This window comes from Streptomyces sp. NPDC050806 (assembly GCF_055586425.1).
On record NZ_JBVJIF010000014.1, the window covers coordinates 134,263 to 151,576 of the forward strand.

At 71.6% G+C, this 17,314-nt stretch carries 12 protein-coding genes and 1 riboswitch; of the genes, 7 read left to right on the top strand and 5 right to left on the bottom strand.

Annotated features, from left to right (window positions below; all coding sequences use genetic code 11):
• The first annotated feature begins 174 nt into the window (after positions 1–174).
• Together ACZ6WH_RS35920 and ACZ6WH_RS35925 are read left to right on the top strand one after the other, a co-directional pair.
• Positions 175–681, top strand: coding sequence for a DUF485 domain-containing protein (locus ACZ6WH_RS35920; protein ID WP_469734023.1), 507 nt, complete (start codon positions 175–177; stop codon positions 679–681).
• Complete coding sequence (locus tag ACZ6WH_RS35925) at positions 678–2,363, top strand: solute symporter family protein (protein WP_469733926.1); 1,686 nt, start codon at positions 678–680, stop codon at positions 2,361–2,363. Before ACZ6WH_RS35920 ends, ACZ6WH_RS35925 begins: the two co-directional genes overlap by 4 nt.
• Positions 2,364–2,431: 68 nt before the next feature.
• Here the strand turns inward: ACZ6WH_RS35925 and ACZ6WH_RS35930 are convergent, their stop codons facing one another.
• From ACZ6WH_RS35930 to ACZ6WH_RS35940, 3 genes are all read right to left on the bottom strand, one after another.
• Complete coding sequence (locus ACZ6WH_RS35930; RefSeq protein ID WP_432859455.1) at positions 2,432–3,106, bottom strand: DUF7342 family protein; 675 nt, start codon at positions 3,104–3,106, stop codon at positions 2,432–2,434.
• Positions 3,103–4,830 carry an ATP-binding protein gene (locus tag ACZ6WH_RS35935; protein ID WP_469733928.1) on the bottom strand — a complete coding sequence of 576 codons (1,728 nt, stop codon included), beginning with the start codon at positions 4,828–4,830 and terminating at the stop codon, positions 3,103–3,105. Before ACZ6WH_RS35935 ends, ACZ6WH_RS35930 begins: the two co-directional genes overlap by 4 nt.
• A 306-nt stretch (positions 4,831–5,136) precedes the next feature.
• A complete protein-coding gene (locus tag ACZ6WH_RS35940) occupies positions 5,137–6,240 on the bottom strand; it encodes a sucrase ferredoxin (protein WP_469733930.1) in 1,104 nt (367 codons plus the stop codon).
• 1,023 nt (positions 6,241–7,263) lie between these two features.
• Between ACZ6WH_RS35940 and ACZ6WH_RS35945 the strand changes: the two genes are divergently transcribed.
• Positions 7,264–8,382, top strand: coding sequence for a CobW family GTP-binding protein (locus tag ACZ6WH_RS35945; protein ID WP_469733932.1), 1,119 nt, complete (start codon positions 7,264–7,266; stop codon positions 8,380–8,382).
• A gap of 205 nt (positions 8,383–8,587) precedes the next feature.
• Here ACZ6WH_RS35945 and ACZ6WH_RS35950 read toward each other — a convergent pair whose 3' ends face one another.
• On the bottom strand, positions 8,588–11,053 hold the full coding sequence (locus ACZ6WH_RS35950; protein ID WP_469733934.1) for a DNA gyrase/topoisomerase IV subunit A: 2,466 nt from the start codon (positions 11,051–11,053) through the stop codon (positions 8,588–8,590).
• A gap of 341 nt (positions 11,054–11,394) precedes the next feature.
• Between ACZ6WH_RS35950 and ACZ6WH_RS35955 the strand changes: the two genes are divergently transcribed.
• From ACZ6WH_RS35955 to ACZ6WH_RS35970, 4 genes are all read left to right on the top strand, one after another.
• Positions 11,395–12,777: a M16 family metallopeptidase gene (locus tag ACZ6WH_RS35955; RefSeq protein WP_469734025.1), complete on the top strand. Its 1,383-nt coding sequence runs from the start codon at positions 11,395–11,397 to the stop codon at positions 12,775–12,777.
• A 20-nt stretch (positions 12,778–12,797) separates the two neighbouring features.
• Positions 12,798–14,165 carry a M16 family metallopeptidase gene (locus tag ACZ6WH_RS35960; protein WP_469734027.1) on the top strand — a complete coding sequence of 456 codons (1,368 nt, stop codon included), beginning with the start codon at positions 12,798–12,800 and terminating at the stop codon, positions 14,163–14,165.
• Positions 14,166–14,507: 342 nt separating this feature from the next.
• Positions 14,508–14,665: riboswitch (cyclic di-AMP (ydaO/yuaA leader) on the top strand.
• A gap of 13 nt (positions 14,666–14,678) precedes the next feature.
• Positions 14,679–15,512, top strand: a complete 834-nt coding sequence (locus ACZ6WH_RS35965; protein ID WP_432859463.1) for a M23 family metallopeptidase — start codon at positions 14,679–14,681, stop codon at positions 15,510–15,512.
• 235 nt (positions 15,513–15,747) lie between these two features.
• Positions 15,748–16,446, top strand: a complete 699-nt coding sequence (locus ACZ6WH_RS35970; protein ID WP_469733937.1) for a GntR family transcriptional regulator — start codon at positions 15,748–15,750, stop codon at positions 16,444–16,446.
• Between the two features lie 409 nt (positions 16,447–16,855).
• Here ACZ6WH_RS35970 and ACZ6WH_RS35975 read toward each other — a convergent pair whose 3' ends face one another.
• On the bottom strand, positions 16,856–17,137 hold the full coding sequence (locus ACZ6WH_RS35975; protein WP_030260828.1) for an HPr family phosphocarrier protein: 282 nt from the start codon (positions 17,135–17,137) through the stop codon (positions 16,856–16,858).
• Positions 17,138–17,314 lie beyond the last annotated feature (177 nt).

The following is a 17,314-nucleotide window of genomic DNA, read 5'->3' on the forward strand; positions in this document are numbered from 1 at the left end:
AGGAGATGCCCGGTGGAGAAGCACGACGGCCGCCCGGCCGGAGCCGTCCGGCTCGACGACCCCTGGTACGACACCCTCGCCCGGGGACAGGCGGGACAGGGGGCGGCCGAACGGGAGGACGCGGGGGAGGAGCCGGCACAGCAGCCGGACGGGCGCACGTACACGGACGGCGACGTGCTCACGCACACGGACGGCGACGCGCGCACGTACACGGACGGCACGGAGCCGGGCGGCGAAGCACGGGGCGACGCCGTAGCCGCCGACGACGCCCCGACCGGGACGACGCCCTCCGCCCCCGCCTGGCCCGGCCTTCCGGCACAGCGTGCGGGCGCCCCCGAGAGGCCCGGCGACCCCACCCACGCCGACGTCTACCTCACCGTGCAGCGCAGCGCCGCCTTCCAGGAGGTGCGCCGCCGCTACCGCAGCTTCGTCGTGCCCGCCACCGCCCTCTTCCTCACCTGGTACCTCGCGTACGTCATCGCCGCCGTCACCGTCCCCGGCGTGATGGCCCGCCAGGTGCTCGGCCCGCTCAACGTCGCCATGCTCGCCGGACTCGGACAGTTCGTCACCACCTTCCTGCTCACCTGGGCGTACGCCCGGCACGCCCGGCTGCGCCGGGACCGTGCCGCGCTCGACCTGCGCTGGGAGACCCAGGAGATGACAGGAGGCAACGTCCGGTGACCAGCCGTCCACCCGCCCTCGCCGCCACCGCGGCGACCGACGACCACCAGATCCTGGCCCTGGTCCTCTTCAGCGCCTTCATCGCCGTGACCCTCGCGGTCACCGCCTGGGCAGGGCGCCGCAGGCACGGTTCCGCAGAGGAGTTCTACGCCGGCGGCAGACTCTTCTCACCCATGGAGAACGGTTTCGCCATCGCCGGTGACTACATGTCGGCCGCCTCGTTCCTCGGCATCTCCGGCCTCATCGCCCTCTTCGGGTACGACGGCCTGCTCTACTCCGTCGGCTTCCTCGTCGCCTGGCTCCTGGTCCTCTTCCTGGTCGCCGAACTGGTCCGCAACTGCGGCCGCTACACCCTCGCCGACGTCGTCGCCTCCCGTATGCGCCGCCGCCCCGTCCGGATCGCCGCGGGCGCCTCCTCCATCACCGTCTCCGTGCTCTACCTCGTCGCCCAGATGGTCGGCGCCGGCAGCCTGGTCGCCCTCCTGCTCGGCGGCACGGGCCACACCGCACGCACATGGACGGTCATCGGCGTCGGCGCCCTCATGGTCTTCTACGTGATCTGCGGCGGCATGCGGGCCACCACCTGGATCCAGATCATCAAGGCCGTGCTCCTCATGGGCGGCGCCATCACCCTGACCCTCCTCGTGCTGCTGCGCTTCCACGGGGACCTCGGCACGCTGCTCACGACAGCGGCACAACGCAGCGGCCACGGCGCGGACTTCCTCGCACCCGGACTCAAGTACGGCGGCACCTGGACAGCCCGGCTGGACTTCCTGAGCCTCGGGCTCGCGCTCGTCCTCGGGACCGCCGGCCTGCCGCACATCCTGTCCCGCTTCTACACGGTGCCCACCGCCCGCGCCGCCCGCCGCTCCGTGGTCTGGTCGATCGCCCTGATCGGCAGCTTCTACCTGATGACGATCGCGCTCGGCTTCGGCGCCGCCGCCGTCCTCGGGACCGACGCCGTACGGGCCGCCAACCCGGCCGGCAACACCGCCGTACCGCTCCTCGCCCTCGACCTCGGCGGCGGACCGGATTCCACCGGCGGAACGATCCTCTTCGCCGTGGTCGCGGCCGTCGCCTTCGCCACGATCCTCGCCGTCGTCGCCGGCATCACCCTGGCCTCCTCGGCCTCCGTCGCACACGACCTGTACGGCGCTCTGCGGCGCCGCGGCCGCACCGGACGACGCCCGGCCTCCCCGCCGCCGGACACGGCACCCAGCGAGCCGGCCACGGGCTTCCGCGAGGTCGCCGTCGCCCGGATCGCCGCGGCCCTCGTCGGCGCGGTGGCCATCGCCCTCGCCCTCCTGGCCCAGAACCTGAACGTCGCCTTCCTCGTGGGCCTCGCCTTCGCGGTCGCCGCCTCCGCGAACCTCCCCGTACTGCTCTACGCCCTCTTCTGGCGCCGCTTCACCACCAGGGGCGCCGTCTGGTCCGTCTACGGAGGGCTGCTCCCCGCGCTCACCCTCGTAGTGCTCTCCCCGGTCGTCTCCGGAAGCCCCGCGGCAATCTTCCCCGGCCTGGACTTCCAGCTCTTCCCCCTGGAGAACCCCGGCCTCGTCTCCATCCCGCTCGGCTTCCTCTTCGGCTGGCTCGGCACGGTCACCTCGTCCGCGGCCCCCGACGCCGCCGCCCGCCACGCCGAGACGGAAGTACGGGCACTGACCGGCGCGGGAGCCGCGTAAGCCCGCACCAACCGCCCGAGGAGTCTCGTGAGCCCGCAGAACCGCCCCGAGGAGTCTCGTGAGCTCGCTCAGACCCAGTCGTACCGGTGCTCCGGCCGGCCCGTCTCGCCGTACCGGAGCGTCAGCCTGACCCGCCCGGCGCGCTCCAGCAGCTTCAGGTAGCGCTGGGCGGTCTGCCGGCTCAGCCCCGCCTGCCGCGCCACCTCCTGTGCCGAGAGCGCGCCGTCGGCGGAGCGCAAAACGGACCGCACCCGGTCGGCCGTGGCCGTGGAATGCCCTTTCGGCAGCTCGGCGGAGCCCGCGTTGGCGGCACCCAGCGCCCCGAAGATCCGGTCCACCTCGGACTGCTCCGCCTGCCCGCCGTCCTCGAAGGTCCGCCGCAGCGCGGCATACCCCTCCAGCTTCGACCGCAGCCCGGCGAAGGTGAACGGCTTGACGAGGTACTGAAGCGCGCCGTGCCGCATGGCGGCCCGCACGGTGGCGACGTCACGCGCCGCCGTCACCATGATCACGTCCGTGTGCAGGCCGTGCTGCCGCAACCGGGCCACCAGCTGCAACCCCGTCTCGTCCGGGAGGTAGTGGTCCAGCAGCACGAGATCGACCGGTGTGCTCTCCAGGACGGCCAGCGCCTCAGCGGCCGTGTGCGCCTGCGCCACGACCCGGAAACCGGCGATCTTCGCCACGTACGCTGCGTTGATCCCCGCCACCCGGACATCGTCGTCGACGACGAGTACGTCGATCACCGTGCGCCTCCCGTGGGACCCGCCAACGATTCCCCGTCCACCACCGAACCGTGCGTCTCGGACAGGGCGTCCGCGAGCGCATCGGGGAGCGTCACCGTGAACCGCGCGCCGCCACCCGGACGCTCGTCCACCTCGGCGCCGCCCCCGTAGCGCTCGGCCAGCCGCCGCACGAGGACCAGCCCGATCCCGCGCTTCCCGTGCGCCGGCGGCTCCTTCGTGGTCCACCCCTCCGTGAAGATCTCCTGACGCCGCTCCCGCGGCACCCCCGGACCGTTGTCACTGACCCGCACGATCGCCGTACGGCCCTCGGTACGCACCTCGACCTCGACCTGGCCGTCCCGCTCACCCGCCGCCGCGTCCAGCGCGTTGTCGACCAGATTGCCGACGACCGTCACCAGGCCGTGCGGATCCACCACCCGGTCCGGCAACCGCGTCGACGTCGCGATGCTCAACGAGACGCCGCGCTCGGCCGCGACCGTCGCCTTGCCCACCAGCAGCGCCGCCAGCAACGGATCGTGCACCCGCTCGGTGACCTGCTCGGCCGTGGCCCGATGCACCCCGACCGCATGCGTCACGAACTCCACCGCCTCCTCGTACAGGCCCAGTTCGAGCAGCCCGAGGAGCGTGTGCAACCGGTTCGCGTGCTCGTGGTCCTGCGCCCGCAACGCGTCGATCAGCCCTCGCGTACCGTCCAGCTCCCGGCCCAGCCGCTCCAGCTCCGTACGGTCCCGCAGCGTGACCACGGCACCGCCGTCATCGGTCGGCATCCGGTTCGCCACCAGGACACGCTGCCCACTGACGGTGAGCAGATCGGCCCCCGAAGCACGCCCGGCCAGCACATCCGTCGTACGCCCCGGTGGCAGCACCGACTCCAAGGAACGCCCGGTGTCCTCGGCCCGGAGATCCAGCAGCCGCTGCGCCTCGTCGTTCATCAGCCGGATGCGCCCCTGCCCGTCCAGCGCGACGAACCCCTCGCGGATGCCGTGCAGCATCGCCTCCCGCTCGGCGAGCAGCGCCGAGATGTCGGAGAAGGCCAGGTCATGGGTGCGACGCTGAAGCCTGCGGGCAACGAGGTAAGCCGCGAGAGCACCCACCGCCAGCGCCCCGCCCGCGTACGCCAGCAGATCCGGCACCGTCGACAGCAGCCGCTGCTGCACGCTCTCGTACGCGATGCCCACGGACACGGCACCGACGATGCGGCCGCCCTCGTCCCGCAACGGCACCTTGCCGCGCGCCGAGCGCCCGAGGGTGCCCTCGTCGATCTGCATGACGTCCCGCCCGGAGAGGGCGGCGCTCGGGTCCGTGGAGACGTGCCGCCCGATCTCCTTCGGATCGGTGTGCGACCAGCGCACACCGTGCTCATCCATGATCACGACGTACTCGGCGCCCGTGGACCGGCGAATCCGCTCCGCGGCCGCCTGGACCGGGCCGCCGCGAGAGGGCCGGGAAGCCGCCAGCGCCTCGTCCAGACGCGGCTGAGCAGCGGTCGTCTGGGCGATGGCCAGAGCACGGCGCATGGCCTGATCGTCCAGCTGCGCACTGAGCGGCGCGAGGAAGAGGCCGGTCGCCAGCGCGGTCACCCCGGCGGCGATGGCCAGCTGCACCAGCAGGACCTGCGCGAACACACGGCGTGGCCAGCGCAGCCGCAGCCACGCCCGGCCGCCGCTCCGCGGCTCACCGGCCGCCCCGGGCCCGCCCGCTCTCTCCTCGGCTCTGTCGCCCATAGGAACGAACAGTAAGCGGGCTCGCGGAGGTGGGGTAATCGCGGGGCCCGGGACGAACCACCGGGTGACGGCGGGGAGCGGTGGCCGGCAATGGCCGGCGGTGGAAAAACCGGTGACACCCCACCGTCGAAAGTTATCCACAGGCCGCCCGCGCCCCGGCCAAAATCGCCTAACCTTCAGACGTGTTCACGGAGAGTAATCGATCGAGCGTGGCAAGCGTGGTGAGCGCGACGATCGCATCGATTGCCTCGATCGGTAATCGCGGCGATCACCGCCATCACGGCAATCACAAGACCACAATACGTGTCACGTCGTACGCATGACGGATCCGGCGACGGACCCGATGGCCGACCCGGTGACGGCGCCGACCACGGGCCCGGTGACGGGTTCGCTCGCGGAGCCGGTCAGCGGTTCCGCGTGGGAAGCATCGGCACTGGCAACGGGGCCGCCATCAGGATCGGCAACGGGATCGACAACGGGATCGGCAACGGGGGAGTGGGCAGTGATGCCGGAAACGAACATGTACGTCGGCGGAGCGATGGCGGCTCCACAGCTGGCCGGAGCGGCAGTGTCACCGGTCCGCTGCTCGACGAGAACCTGCCAGGAGCGGCCGTCGGCATGCGCGAGCGTGACGACCCAGGAAGGAGAATCGCCTCCCGCGGACGGCCGGACCTCGGTGCCGGTGACATCGAGGACAGCGGCACGCTCCTCGCCGATCGCCTCGCGGACCGCGAGATCCGCCGCCTGTGCCGGCCGGTCCCAGGTGGAGCGGCCCCGGCAGTGGTCGATGACGACGCGCCCGTCGCGCGCCGCTACGACGGCGTCCTTCACCAGTGGAGCCTCGGCCCGGCCGTACGCGTATCCGTACGGCAGCACGAAGAGTGTGGGGGAGAAGCGGTGGCCACCGATGTGCGTGACCTCCCACGCCTCCATGCCGTCCGCCGCCAGTTCAGCGGCGAGCGGCCGGCCGAGCACGGCGCAGCAACGGTCACGCTTGCCGTTGGTGCACACGAGCACCGGCGGCTCACCCTCGTACGCCTCCCAGATTCCGCCGTGCTCGCCGGCACTCAGCGCGGCGAAGTCCAGATCGCGGAGCGAGGCAGGATCCGCGATGCGCGTCGAGCGGATCCAGCACCGACCGGGTGAGGTGTGGGCGAGGAAAACCCGGCGCAGTGCCCCGGCCCGGCGGTCGGCGTGGCGGCCGGGACGGCGGATGAGGGCGACGCGTACGTCGGTGTCCGCAGTGGAGGCTTCCAGGGCGCGGCCGACGGCCGGATCGAGATGGCTGTCGGTGAGTGCCTGGGCGCCCCAGGGTCCGCTCTGCTCGATGAGGAGCCAGGTACGGGCGGTGGCCGCCGTACCGGCCAGAGGTTCGGCCGCCATACGGGAGGCGGTTGCGCAGGTACTCACATAGGTGACCCTAACCTGAGTACCGCGTCCCCGATGGACACCGCGGCGCAATGGCCGGAGCCCGCCGCTGCGTTTCCCCGCGCCAGGTCCTGAGCCCGCGTCGGCGACACGAAATGACGGCTTTCCGCCGTTCGGGTGAAGGGGTGGGGTTGGGGTGGAGGTGAGGTGGTCTCCGGGGCTTTAGCTGCTGTGTGACGTTCTGCCTTCGGGAGCCGGGAGCCGGGAGCCGGGAGCCGGGAGCCGGGAGCCGGGAGCCGGGAGCCGGGCCGCGCTGAGCGGTGGCGGGGGTCGTGGCGGCCGGTGCGAGTGCCGGCGAGGCGTTGGCTGGCTGCGTGGGTGAGGTGGGAGGAGCGGAAACGGGCTGCGTGGGGAGGGGGAACGGGGAGGGGGTGGAACAGGGCTTGAGCGGAGTGGCGTCGTGAAGGGGAGTGGGGCGGGTCGGGGTGGGCTGAGGTGGGTGGTGGTGGCTCGGTGGAGAGGGGTGGGGTGGGGGCGGGGGGGGGAGGGGCCCCGAGGCAGAGGGGCGAGGGGCGGCGAGGCAGAGAGGTGAGAGGCCCCCAGGCAAAGCGGTGAGGCGCAGCGCCGGGTCAGGACGCGGCGTAGAACGCAGCCCTCAGCTTCGGGGGAGCAGCGAGGTGTGGCGGTGGCGCCAATATCCTGGAGGGGCCGGCGGGCTGGTGATCGTTCGGGTCATCAGGGGCGTACGACGGTAGGCAGTACGCGGTAGTGGTTTCCGGGGTGACTGTCTCCCGGCCGGGCCGTGTCCGTCGCGCTCGACTGCCGTACTCAGTACCGACCGGACGCACTGGAGGCGCCCCCTTGACCAGCAGCACGCAGTACCCGGGTGTCTCGACGCCGGATGCCGAGGGGCACGGGACCGCCCGAGACGCGGCGGCGACGTCGGAGTCGGCTTCAGAGGACGATGCGGGGGCCGTCCCGGCCTCGGGTCCAGGTGGTGACCCGGCTTCCGGGCAGAGTCCGGTGCCGGTCGCCGAGGGGCCTGTGGCGCCGCAGATTCCGGTTGTGGTGCTTGCCGGGTTCCTGGGATCCGGCAAGACGACCCTGCTCAACCATCTGCTGAGCCGGAGCGGCGGCACCCGGATCGGGGCGGTCGTCAACGACTTCGGGGCGATCGAGATCGACGCGATGCTGGTCGCGGGCCAGGTCGACTCCATGGTGTCGCTGGGGAACGGGTGCCTGTGCTGCGCGGTCGACACCAGCGAGCTGGACACCTACCTGGAGCGCCTGGCGCGGCCGTCCTCCCACATCGACGTCATCGTCATCGAAGCCAGCGGCCTGGCCGAGCCGCAGGAGCTGATCCGGATGATCCTGGCCAGCGACAGCGACCGGATTGTGTACGGCGGGCTGGTCGAGGTGGTCGACGCTGCGGAGTTCGAGAACACCCGCGCTCGCCACCCGGAGCTGGACCGGCACCTGGGTATCGCGGACCTCGTGGTCCTCAACAAGGCCGATCGGGTCGGTGACGGTCGGCGTACGGAGTTGCTGGGCACCCTCGGGCAGCTGGCACCCGGTACGCCGGTGGTGCCTGCCGCGTACGGGCGTGTCGACCCGGAGCTGCTCTTCGAGCGGCGGCCTCGGGAGGGCGTGTCCGAGGGGCAGCTGTCCTTCGAGGACCTGCTCCGGGAGGAAGTCGAGCACGAGGAAGCCGACGTCGGCGCCGGTGGCGAACACGAGCGCTGTGACGGGCACGGGCACGGTCATGGTCACGGGCGGCATCTGCACTCGGCCTACGAGACTGTCGAGTTCACGTCGGCCGAGCCGATGCATCCGCGTCGGTTGATGGAGTTCCTGGACGCGCGGCCAGCCGGGCTGTACCGCATCAAGGGGTTCGTGCACTTCGGGGTGGAAGGGAGCGGGCAGAAATTCACCGTGCACGCGGTCGGCGGCTTCCTGCGGTTCTACCCCGGGGAGTGGGACGTGGAGGAGGAGCGGCTGACGCAGCTGGTGCTCATCGGGTCCGGCATCGACGCCCCGGACCTGCGCAAGCAGCTGGACGCCTGCCGTGACATCGTCCCCGAGGAGACCGACCCGCACGCGATGTGGGGCGTACTGCGGTACGTACCCTCCACCGCGTCCGACGAAGAGCCGGAGGAGCCGGAGGAGACGGAAGAGGGCGAGTAAACCGGGGGCTGCCCCGCGGAGACGGCCGCCACCCTCCACTCTCCAACACTCAGACCCCTCCACACCCCCCCACCCACCGCCGAAGCCCGGTGCCGTACGCCCCCAAGGCCGCACCACACCGGGCTTCAACCGGGCTTCAACCGGACAGCTCCACGTCTGCCCTACACCTTCCCTACACCTGTCCTACCGCTGTCCTGCACCCGTCCTACACCGGCCCGGCCAGCGCCCCCACCGACTTGGTGAGCGGCAGGCCCGAGCCGTCGCGGCGCGGGTCGGGTTCGGGGAGGGGGACCGGGCTGCCCTTGGTGTCCGCGGCGCGGGCCGGGGCGGCGCCGGCCCAGGCCAGGATGAGGTGGTCCTCGCCCTTCAGGAAGCGCTGGCAGCGGACGCCGCCGGTCGCGCGGCCCTTGCGCGGGTACTGGTCGAACGGGGTGAGCTTGGCGGTGCTGACGCCGTCGTCCAGGGTGCCGTGCGAGCCGGAGACGGTGAAGACGACCGCGTCGACGGCCGGGTCGACGGCGGTGAAGGAGATGACCTTCGCTTCGGGGCCGACCTTGATGCCTGCCATGCCGCCGGCGGCGCGGCCCTGCGGGCGTACCTGCGCGGCGGGGTAGCGGAGCAGCTGGGCCTCGTCGGTGATGAAGACGAGGTCCTCCTCGCCGGTGCGCAGTTCGACGGCGCCGACCACGCGGTCACCGTCCTTGAGGGAGATGACCTCCAACTCCTCCTTGTGGGCCGGATAGTCCGGTACGACTCTCTTCACCACGCCGTGTTCCGTGCCCAGGGCCAGGCCCGGTGAGGATTCGTCGAGAGTGGTGAGGCAGATCAGCTCCTCGCCGTCCTCCAGGGTGAGGAATTCGGAGATCTTCGCGCCGCCGGACAGGCTGGGCGCGGCGGCCGTCTCCGGGAGCTGGGGCAGGTCGATGACCGACAGGCGCAGCAGCCGTCCCGTGGAGGTGACCGCGCCGACCTCGGCGCGGGCGGTGGCGGGTACGGCGGAGACGATGACGTCGTGCTTGGCGCGCTTGGCGTCGATGTCGAAGGAGCCCTCGCCGCCCGACGTGCGCGCCAGCAGGCCCGTGGAGGACAGCAGGACGCGGCAGGGGTCGTCGGCGACCTCCAGCGGCACCGCGGCGGCGGTGGCGCCGGAGGACTCCAGCAGGACGGTTCGGCGGTCGCTGCCGTACTTCTTGGCGACCGCGGCCAGTTCGCTGGAGACCAGCTTGCGCAGCTCGGCGTCGGAGTCGAGGATCTTGGTCAGCTTCTCGATGTCGGCGCGGAGGGTGTCGCGCTCGGACTCCAGCTCGATGCGGTCGAACTTGGTGAGGCGGCGCAGCGGCGTGTCGAGGATGTACTGCGTCTGGATCTCGCTCAGCCCGAAGCGCTCGATGAGGCGCTGCTTGGCCTCGGCGGTGTTGTCGCTGGAGCGGATGAGGCGGATGACCTCGTCGATGTCGATGAGGGCGGTGAGCAGGCCCTCGACGAGGTGGAGGCGGTCGCGCTTCTTGGTGCGGCGGAACTCGCTGCGGCGACGCACCACCGTGAAGCGGTGGTCGACGTAGACCTCGAGCAGTTCCTTCAGGCCCAGCGTCAGCGGCTGGCCGTCGACCAGCGCGACGTTGTTGATGCCGAAGGACTCCTCCATGGGCGTGAGCTTGTAGAGGCTCTCCAGGACGGCTTCGGGGTTGAAGCCGTTCTTGATCTCGATGACGAGGCGGAGGCCGTGCTCGCGGTCGGTGAGGTCCTTGACGTCGGCGATGCCCTGGAGCTTCTTGGCGCCGACCAGGTCCTTGATCTTGGAGATGACCTTCTCGGGGCCGACCGTGAAGGGCAGTTCGGTGACGACCAGGCCCTTGCGGCGCGCGGTGACGTTCTCGACGGTCGCGGTGGCGCGCATCTTGAAGGAGCCGCGGCCCTTTTCGTACGCGTCGCGGACGCCGGAGAGGCCGACGATGCGGCCGCCGGTGGGCAGGTCCGGCCCCGGGACGTACTTCATGAGCGTCTCGAGGTCGGCGTTGGGGTGCTTGATGAGGTGCCGGGCGGCGGCGATGACCTCGCCGAGGTTGTGCGGCGGCATGTTCGTCGCCATGCCGACGGCGATGCCGGAGGCGCCGTTGACGAGGAGGTTCGGGTAGGCCGCCGGGAGGGCGACCGGTTCCTGCTCCTGGCCGTCGTAGTTGGGCTGGAAGTCGACGGTGTCCTCTTCGATGGACTCCGTCATCAGGGAGGTGGCGGAGTCCATGCGGCATTCGGTGTACCGCATGGCGGCGGGCGGGTCGTCGTTGCCGAGCGAGCCGAAGTTGCCGTGGCCGTCGACCAGCGGCAGCCGCATGGAGAAGGGCTGCGCCATGCGCACCAGCGCGTCGTAGATGGACGCGTCGCCGTGCGGGTGGAGCTTACCCATGACCTCGCCGACGACGCGGGCGCACTTGACGTAGCCGCGGTCGGGGCGGAGGCCCATCTCGTTCATTTGGTACAGGATGCGGCGGTGTACGGGCTTGAGGCCGTCGCGTGCGTCGGGCAGGGCGCGCGAGTAGATGACCGAATACGCGTACTCCAGGAAGGAACCCTGCATCTCATCGACGACGTCGATGTCGAGGATCCGCTCCTCGAAGTCCTGGGGCTCGGGGGTGCCCCCTGAGGGTCGGGTCTTCGTGCTGCGGCGGGCCATCGCGGCTGCGGCTCCTTCGCTCGAACTCGGCTTCGCTTACGGCTGGGCGTCTGCTGTTCCGGCGGGGCGGCGCGAGTGCGTGTCCGTCCTGCCGGGCGGCAGGCTCGGTGCCGGTGCTGGGTGCTCAACGGCTGAGCCTGTCGCGGACCATTGTGGCCCGCGGGTCTGACATCGCCGACCGCGACCCGTCCGTACGCCCGTCCGAGCCGAATGTGCGGCGGGCCTCGTTCCGGGGAATCTCCTTGCGGCGGGGTGCCGGGCGGGAACTTCGCCAGATGTCGGCGCGCTTGCATACAGTGACAGAACTTCCTCGCAAGCGGATCGAAGGGACGTACATGCCCATGGGTCACACGGCCACAGAACAAGCCGGGTCCGGCGGCCTGACAGCGACCGAGCACCGGCTGGCCAACGGCCTGCGTGTGGTGCTCTCCGAGGACCACCTGACCCCCGTCGCGGCGGTCTGCCTGTGGTACGACGTCGGCTCCCGGCACGAGGTGAAGGGCCGCACGGGCCTTGCGCACCTCTTCGAGCACCTGATGTTCCAGGGCTCGGCGCAGGTGAAGGGCAATGGTCACTTCGAGCTGGTGCAGGGCGCCGGCGGTTCGCTCAACGGCACCACGAGTTTCGAGCGGACGAACTACTTCGAGACCATGCCGGCCCATCAGCTGGAGCTCGCCCTGTGGCTGGAGGCGGACCGGATGGGTTCGCTGCTGGCCGCGCTGGACGAGGAGTCGCTGGAGAACCAGCGCGACGTGGTGAAGAACGAGCGCCGCCAGCGGTACGACAACGTGCCTTACGGTACGGCGTTCGAGAAGCTGACGGCGATGGCCTACCCGGAGGGTCACCCGTACCACCACACGCCCATCGGGTCGATGGCCGATCTGGACGCGGCCTCTCTGGAGGACGCGCGGACCTTCTTCCGTACGTACTACGCGCCCAACAACGCCGTGCTGTCCATCGTGGGCGACATCGACCCCGAGCAGACGCTGGCCTGGGCGGAGAAGTACTTCGGCTCCATCCCGGGCCACGACGGCAAGCAGCCGCCGCGGGACGGTTCGCTGCCCGAGACCATGGGCCGGGAGCTGCGGGAGGTCGTGCACGAGGAGGTGCCTTCGCGGGCTCTCATGGCGGCGTACCGGCTGCCGCACGACGGCACCCGTGAGGCTGATGCCGCGGACGTGGCGTTGACGATCCTGGGCGGCGGCGAGTCCTCGCGGCTGTACAACCGCCTCGTGCGCCGCGACCGCAGTGCCGTCGCGGCGGGCTTCGGGCTGCTGCGTCTGGCGGGCGCGCCGTCGCTGGGCTGGCTGGACGTGAAGACCTCCGCGGGTGTGGAGGTGCCGGCGATCGAGCGGGCCGTCGACGAGGAGCTGAAGCGCTTCGCCGAGGAGGGGCCGACCGCCGAGGAGATGGAGCGGGCGCAGGCCCAGTTGGAGCGCGAGTGGCTGGACCGCCTGGAGACGGTCGCCGGGCGCGCGGACGAACTGTGCCGGTACGCGGTGCTGTTCGGTGACCCGCAGCTCGCGCTGAGCGCCGTACAGCGCGTTCTGGAGGTGACTCCCGAGGAGGCGCAGGCGGTCGCCGCGGCCCGGCTGCGTCCGGACAACCGCGCGGTGCTGGTCTACGAGCCGACCGGGCCCGCCGAGGCCGCCGCGGTGGAGGCCACCGAGGCCGACGCGACCGCCGCCCAGCACGACACCGAGACCGAGGAGGCGGCGCAGTGACCGAAGCCGTGACCCCCACCATGACGTTCCACCCGCAGCCGCAGGCCGGGCAGCCGAGGCCGTGGGCGTTCCCGGCGCCGGTGCGCGGCCGGCTCGGCAACGGCCTGACGGTGCTGCGTGCCGACCGGCCGGGCCAGCAGGTCGTCGCGGTCGAGATCAACCTCGTGGCGCCGCTGGAGGCCGAGCCCGCCGGCTTGGACGGTGTCGCCACCATCATGGCGCGCGCGCTCTCCGAGGGCACCGACAAGCACGACGCCGAGGAGTTCGCGGCCGAGCTGGAGCGCTGCGGCGCCACGCTGGACGCGCACGCCGACCACCCCGGTGTCCGGGTCTCCCTCGAAGTGCCGGCCTCGCGCCTCACGAAGGCACTGGGCCTGCTGGCCGACGCGCTGCGTGCCCCGGCCTTCCCCGACGGCGAGATCGAGCGCCTGGTGCGCAACCGTCTGGACGAGATCCCGCACGAGCTGGCGAATCCGGGGCGCAGGGCGGCGATGGCGCTGTCCAAGCAGCTGTTCCCGGCCACGGCCCGGATGTCCCGGCCGCGGCAGGGCACGGAGGAGACGGTGGCGCGTATCGACGCCACCGCGGTGCGTGCCTTCTACGAGGCGCACGTGCGTCCGGGGACGGCCACCGCCGTGGTCGTCGGTGACTTCGCCGGGGTGGACCTGGACGCTGCGCTGGAGGAGACCCTCGGGGCGTGGGCGGGCTCGACCGCGGAGCCGGTGGCGGCCTCGCCCATCGTGGCCGACGACACCGGCCGCGTCGTGATCGTGGACCGGCCCGGTGCGGTGCAGACCCAGCTGCTGATCGGCCGGATCGGCGCCGACCGGCACGACCGGGTGTGGCCGGCGCAGGTGCTCGGCACGTACTGCCTGGGCGGCACGCTGACCTCCCGGCTGGACCGTGTGCTGCGCGAGGAGAAGGGCTACACGTACGGCGTGCGGTCGTTCGGCCAGGTGCTGCGGTCCTCCGCCGACGGTACGGGTGCCGCGATGCTGGCCATCAGTGGCTCGGTGGACACCGCCTCCACGGGGCCCGCGCTGGAGGACCTCTGGAAGGTGCTGCGGACGCTGGCCGCCGAGGGGCTGACCGACGCCGAGCGGGACGTGGCGGTGCAGAACCTGGTCGGGGTGGCGCCGCTGAAGTACGAGACGGCGGCGGCCGTCGCGGGGACGCTCGCCGACCAGGTCGAGCAGGAGCTTCCCGACGACTTCCAGGCGCAGCTGTACCAGCGGATGACCGAGACGGGCACGGTCGAGGCGACCGCCGCCGCGGTCAGTGCCTTCCCGGTGGACCGGCTGGTGACGGTTCTGGTGGGCGACGCCGCGGAGATCGCGGAGCCGGTGCGGAAGCTGGGCATCGGCGAGGTGTCGGTCGTCAAGGGCTGATGCGGAGCGGGCCGGCGGCGGAGAGGACCGTCGCCGGGCCTCGCGATAACGGCTGTGAATTCGCTCGCGCCGTACGGCGGGAGGGCGGGCCGGAACGGCTCGTACCGGTGTCGTCACGGGGTGGCGTGAAAGTCGTCAACGCCGCTCACATATCAGGACATAGTGGATCCCGGGTCGCCAATGCGGCCCGGGATCTCTACTTTTGTCCGGAATGCAGTAGGTGGTTGCTCGCGTGCCGTGTGGCGTCCGGCACAAACTCCTGTTTCTGTTTGCTGATCGCGAGATGTCCCGTTTAGCGTCGGTCCGGCTGTTCGACAGAAGTGCGCCGCACCCGCGGCCGCCGGGCAGTCATCGCCGAGTCCCCGTACGGCGCGAGCCAGGGGAGCCGGGGACCCACATGTCCCTTGGGGTGAATCGGGCGACTCCCCCCGGAGCCGCTCGTAGGAGACCTTCCTGCTCCGAACCCGTCAGCTAACCCGGTAGGCGAGAAGGAAGGAAAGGAGTGCGCCGGTCATGGCGTTCACCCGTGCCACCGGCAAGCACCGCCGCCCCGGCCGTGCTGCCCGGACCACCCGCAACATCGCCGGCATAGCCGCGGCGACCGGCGTCGCCGTTTCCATCGCCTCCCCGGCGCTGGCCGCGAACGAGGACCCGGCCGCCACCACCGCCGACACCGGCCTCACCCGCGCCATCGCCGACACCGGCGACCGGGTCGCCGACAACATCGTTGCCCAGGCCGACGCGCAGGAGGAGGCCGCCGAGGTCGCCGCCGCCCGCGCCAAGGTCGAGGACGCGGCCGTGAAGAGCGCCGAGGACGCCAAGAAGAAGGCCCAGGACGAGCGCCGCAAGGCCGCCGAGGCCGCCAAGGAGAAGGCCGAGAAGAAGAAGGCCACCGAGGCACGCGCCTCGCGCTCGGAGGCCCGTACCACCCTCAGCGCCTCGGGCTTCGTCGCGCCGATCTCCGGCAGCTACGTCTCCACGCCGTACAAGGCCTCCAGTGGCCTGTGGTCCTCCGGCAGCCACACCGGCATCGACTTCCACGCCGCCTCCGGCACCGCCGTCCACGCCGTCGGCGCCGGCACCGTCGTCGAGGCCGGCTGGGGCGGCGCGTACGGCAACAACGTCGTCCTGAAGATGGACGACGGCACGTACACCCAGTACGGCCACCTGTCGTCCATCGGCGTCTCGGTCGGCCAGAAGGTCTCCGCGAACCAGCAGATCGCGCTGTCCGGCAACACCGGCAACACCACCGGCCCGCACCTGCACTTCGAGGCGCGCACCGGCCCGGAGTACGGCTCGGACATCGACCCGATCGCGTACCTGCGCTCGCACGGCGTCAACGTCTGACGACCGCGCACCCTACGGCGCGCTCCGCGTACCACCCGAAGCCCCGGCCCGACGGCCGGGGCTTCGGCGTCCCCGGACACGCTTCCGCCCCCGCGCTCCCGCGTACCCCTTTCCTCGGCCAAAAAATATCCAGGAATTCGTCACGGCCATCGGAAATGGCGGCCCGGTGTCATAGAGTCACGGAAAAGGCGCCGCCCGGCGGCGTTTCCGGAGGATTGCGGCGGAGGCACGGACGATGCGAGGAAATATTTCGGCGCATGCGGTCTGCACGGCGATTCGCGACGACATCGTCTCGGGCGCGTTCCCGCCCGGTTCCCGGCTGATCGAGGAACTGCTCGCCTCCCGGTACGGCGTCTCCCGCGTCCCCGTACGTGAAGCGCTGCGCACCCTGGAGTCCGAGGGGTTCGTCACCACTCGCCGGCACGCGGGCGCGTGCGTCGCCGAGCCGACCGAGCAGGAGGCCGCCGACCTCCTGGACATCCGCCTCCTCCTGGAGCCCCTGGGTGCCGCCCGTGCAGCGGCCCGTCGCTCCGCCGCGCACCTGAAGGTGCTGCGCGGTCTGGTCCGGCTCGGGCGCGCGAGAGCCCGCCACGGCAACCCCGACGACCTGCGGCAACTGGACGGCTGGTTCTACGGGACGCTCGCACAGGCGAGCGGCAGCGCCAGTATGACGGCGCTGCTCATTCAGGTGCGCCGCAAGATCGACTGGGTGTACGCGGTCGACCTGGGCCGGGTCTCGCCGGGGGACGTGGACCGCTACTGGCAGGAGCTCGGCGCGATCGTGGACGCGGTGGCGCGCGGCGACGCCGAACGCGCCCGCGCGCTGACCGCCGCCCACGTGGAGCGCACGATGCCCGCCCACCGGCTGCGCCGTCCCGCACCCGCGGTGAGGGAAGCGAAACGGTCCGTAAACATGGCGCGCGTTCAGGATTAACACCGCTGCCGTATACAACTCATGGGGGAATTCCGTCCCCTGTGGTCGGCTGCAATCGGCGTGCCTGAATTTCGAGAGTACGCGCACGGCGAGGTAATTCCGTGTGCGGCATTGCGTGGATGCCGTCGCATTCTGCTTGCGGTGGGGGCGTTTCCCGCTGGAGGTCTTCGACGCGGTTGTGCTTGCAGGGCGCGCGGAAATTCCGTACAGGCCGGCAGGCCGGCAAGGGGGCTCCGGCCTGCCGGACGCGGAACGGCCCCCGCCGGACGTGGAACGGCCTCCCGCCGGACGTGGAACGGCCTCCCGCCGGACGCAGAACGGCCCCGCCCGTGACCCGTGGCGGGTCACCGTGGCGGGGCCGTGAGAGGCCGTTCCGGCGGCGTGGGGCCCGCCGGGTCTCCCCGAAGGGTCAGACCGTCTCCGGGAGCTCCTCCAGGCCCTCGGAGACGAGCTTCGCCAGGCGGTCCAGCGCCGCGTCGGCGCCGTCGGCGTCCGAAGCCAGCACGATCTCCTCGCCGCCCTGGGCGCCCAGGCCCAGGACCGCGAGCATGGAAGCGGCGTTGACGGGGTTGCCGTCACCCTTGGCGATCGTGACCGGCACGCCGGAAGCGGTGGCCGCACGGACGAAGATCGAGGCGGGGCGGGCGTGCAGACCCTCGGCCCATCCGACATTGACGCGGCGCTCAGCCATTGTGTTGCCCTTCGGGTCGGAGAAGTTGTCTAGACCAGTGTCTCACGCGGGCACCGGTGGTCCGGTGTGCCCAGCCCGGGCGAGCGCTCGGATCCTAGAAGTCCAAGCCTGCGTCACGCCCCGGCTGTACGCATGCTGAGACCCGGTCGTACGCACCGTCCCGCCACCGGGCACGTA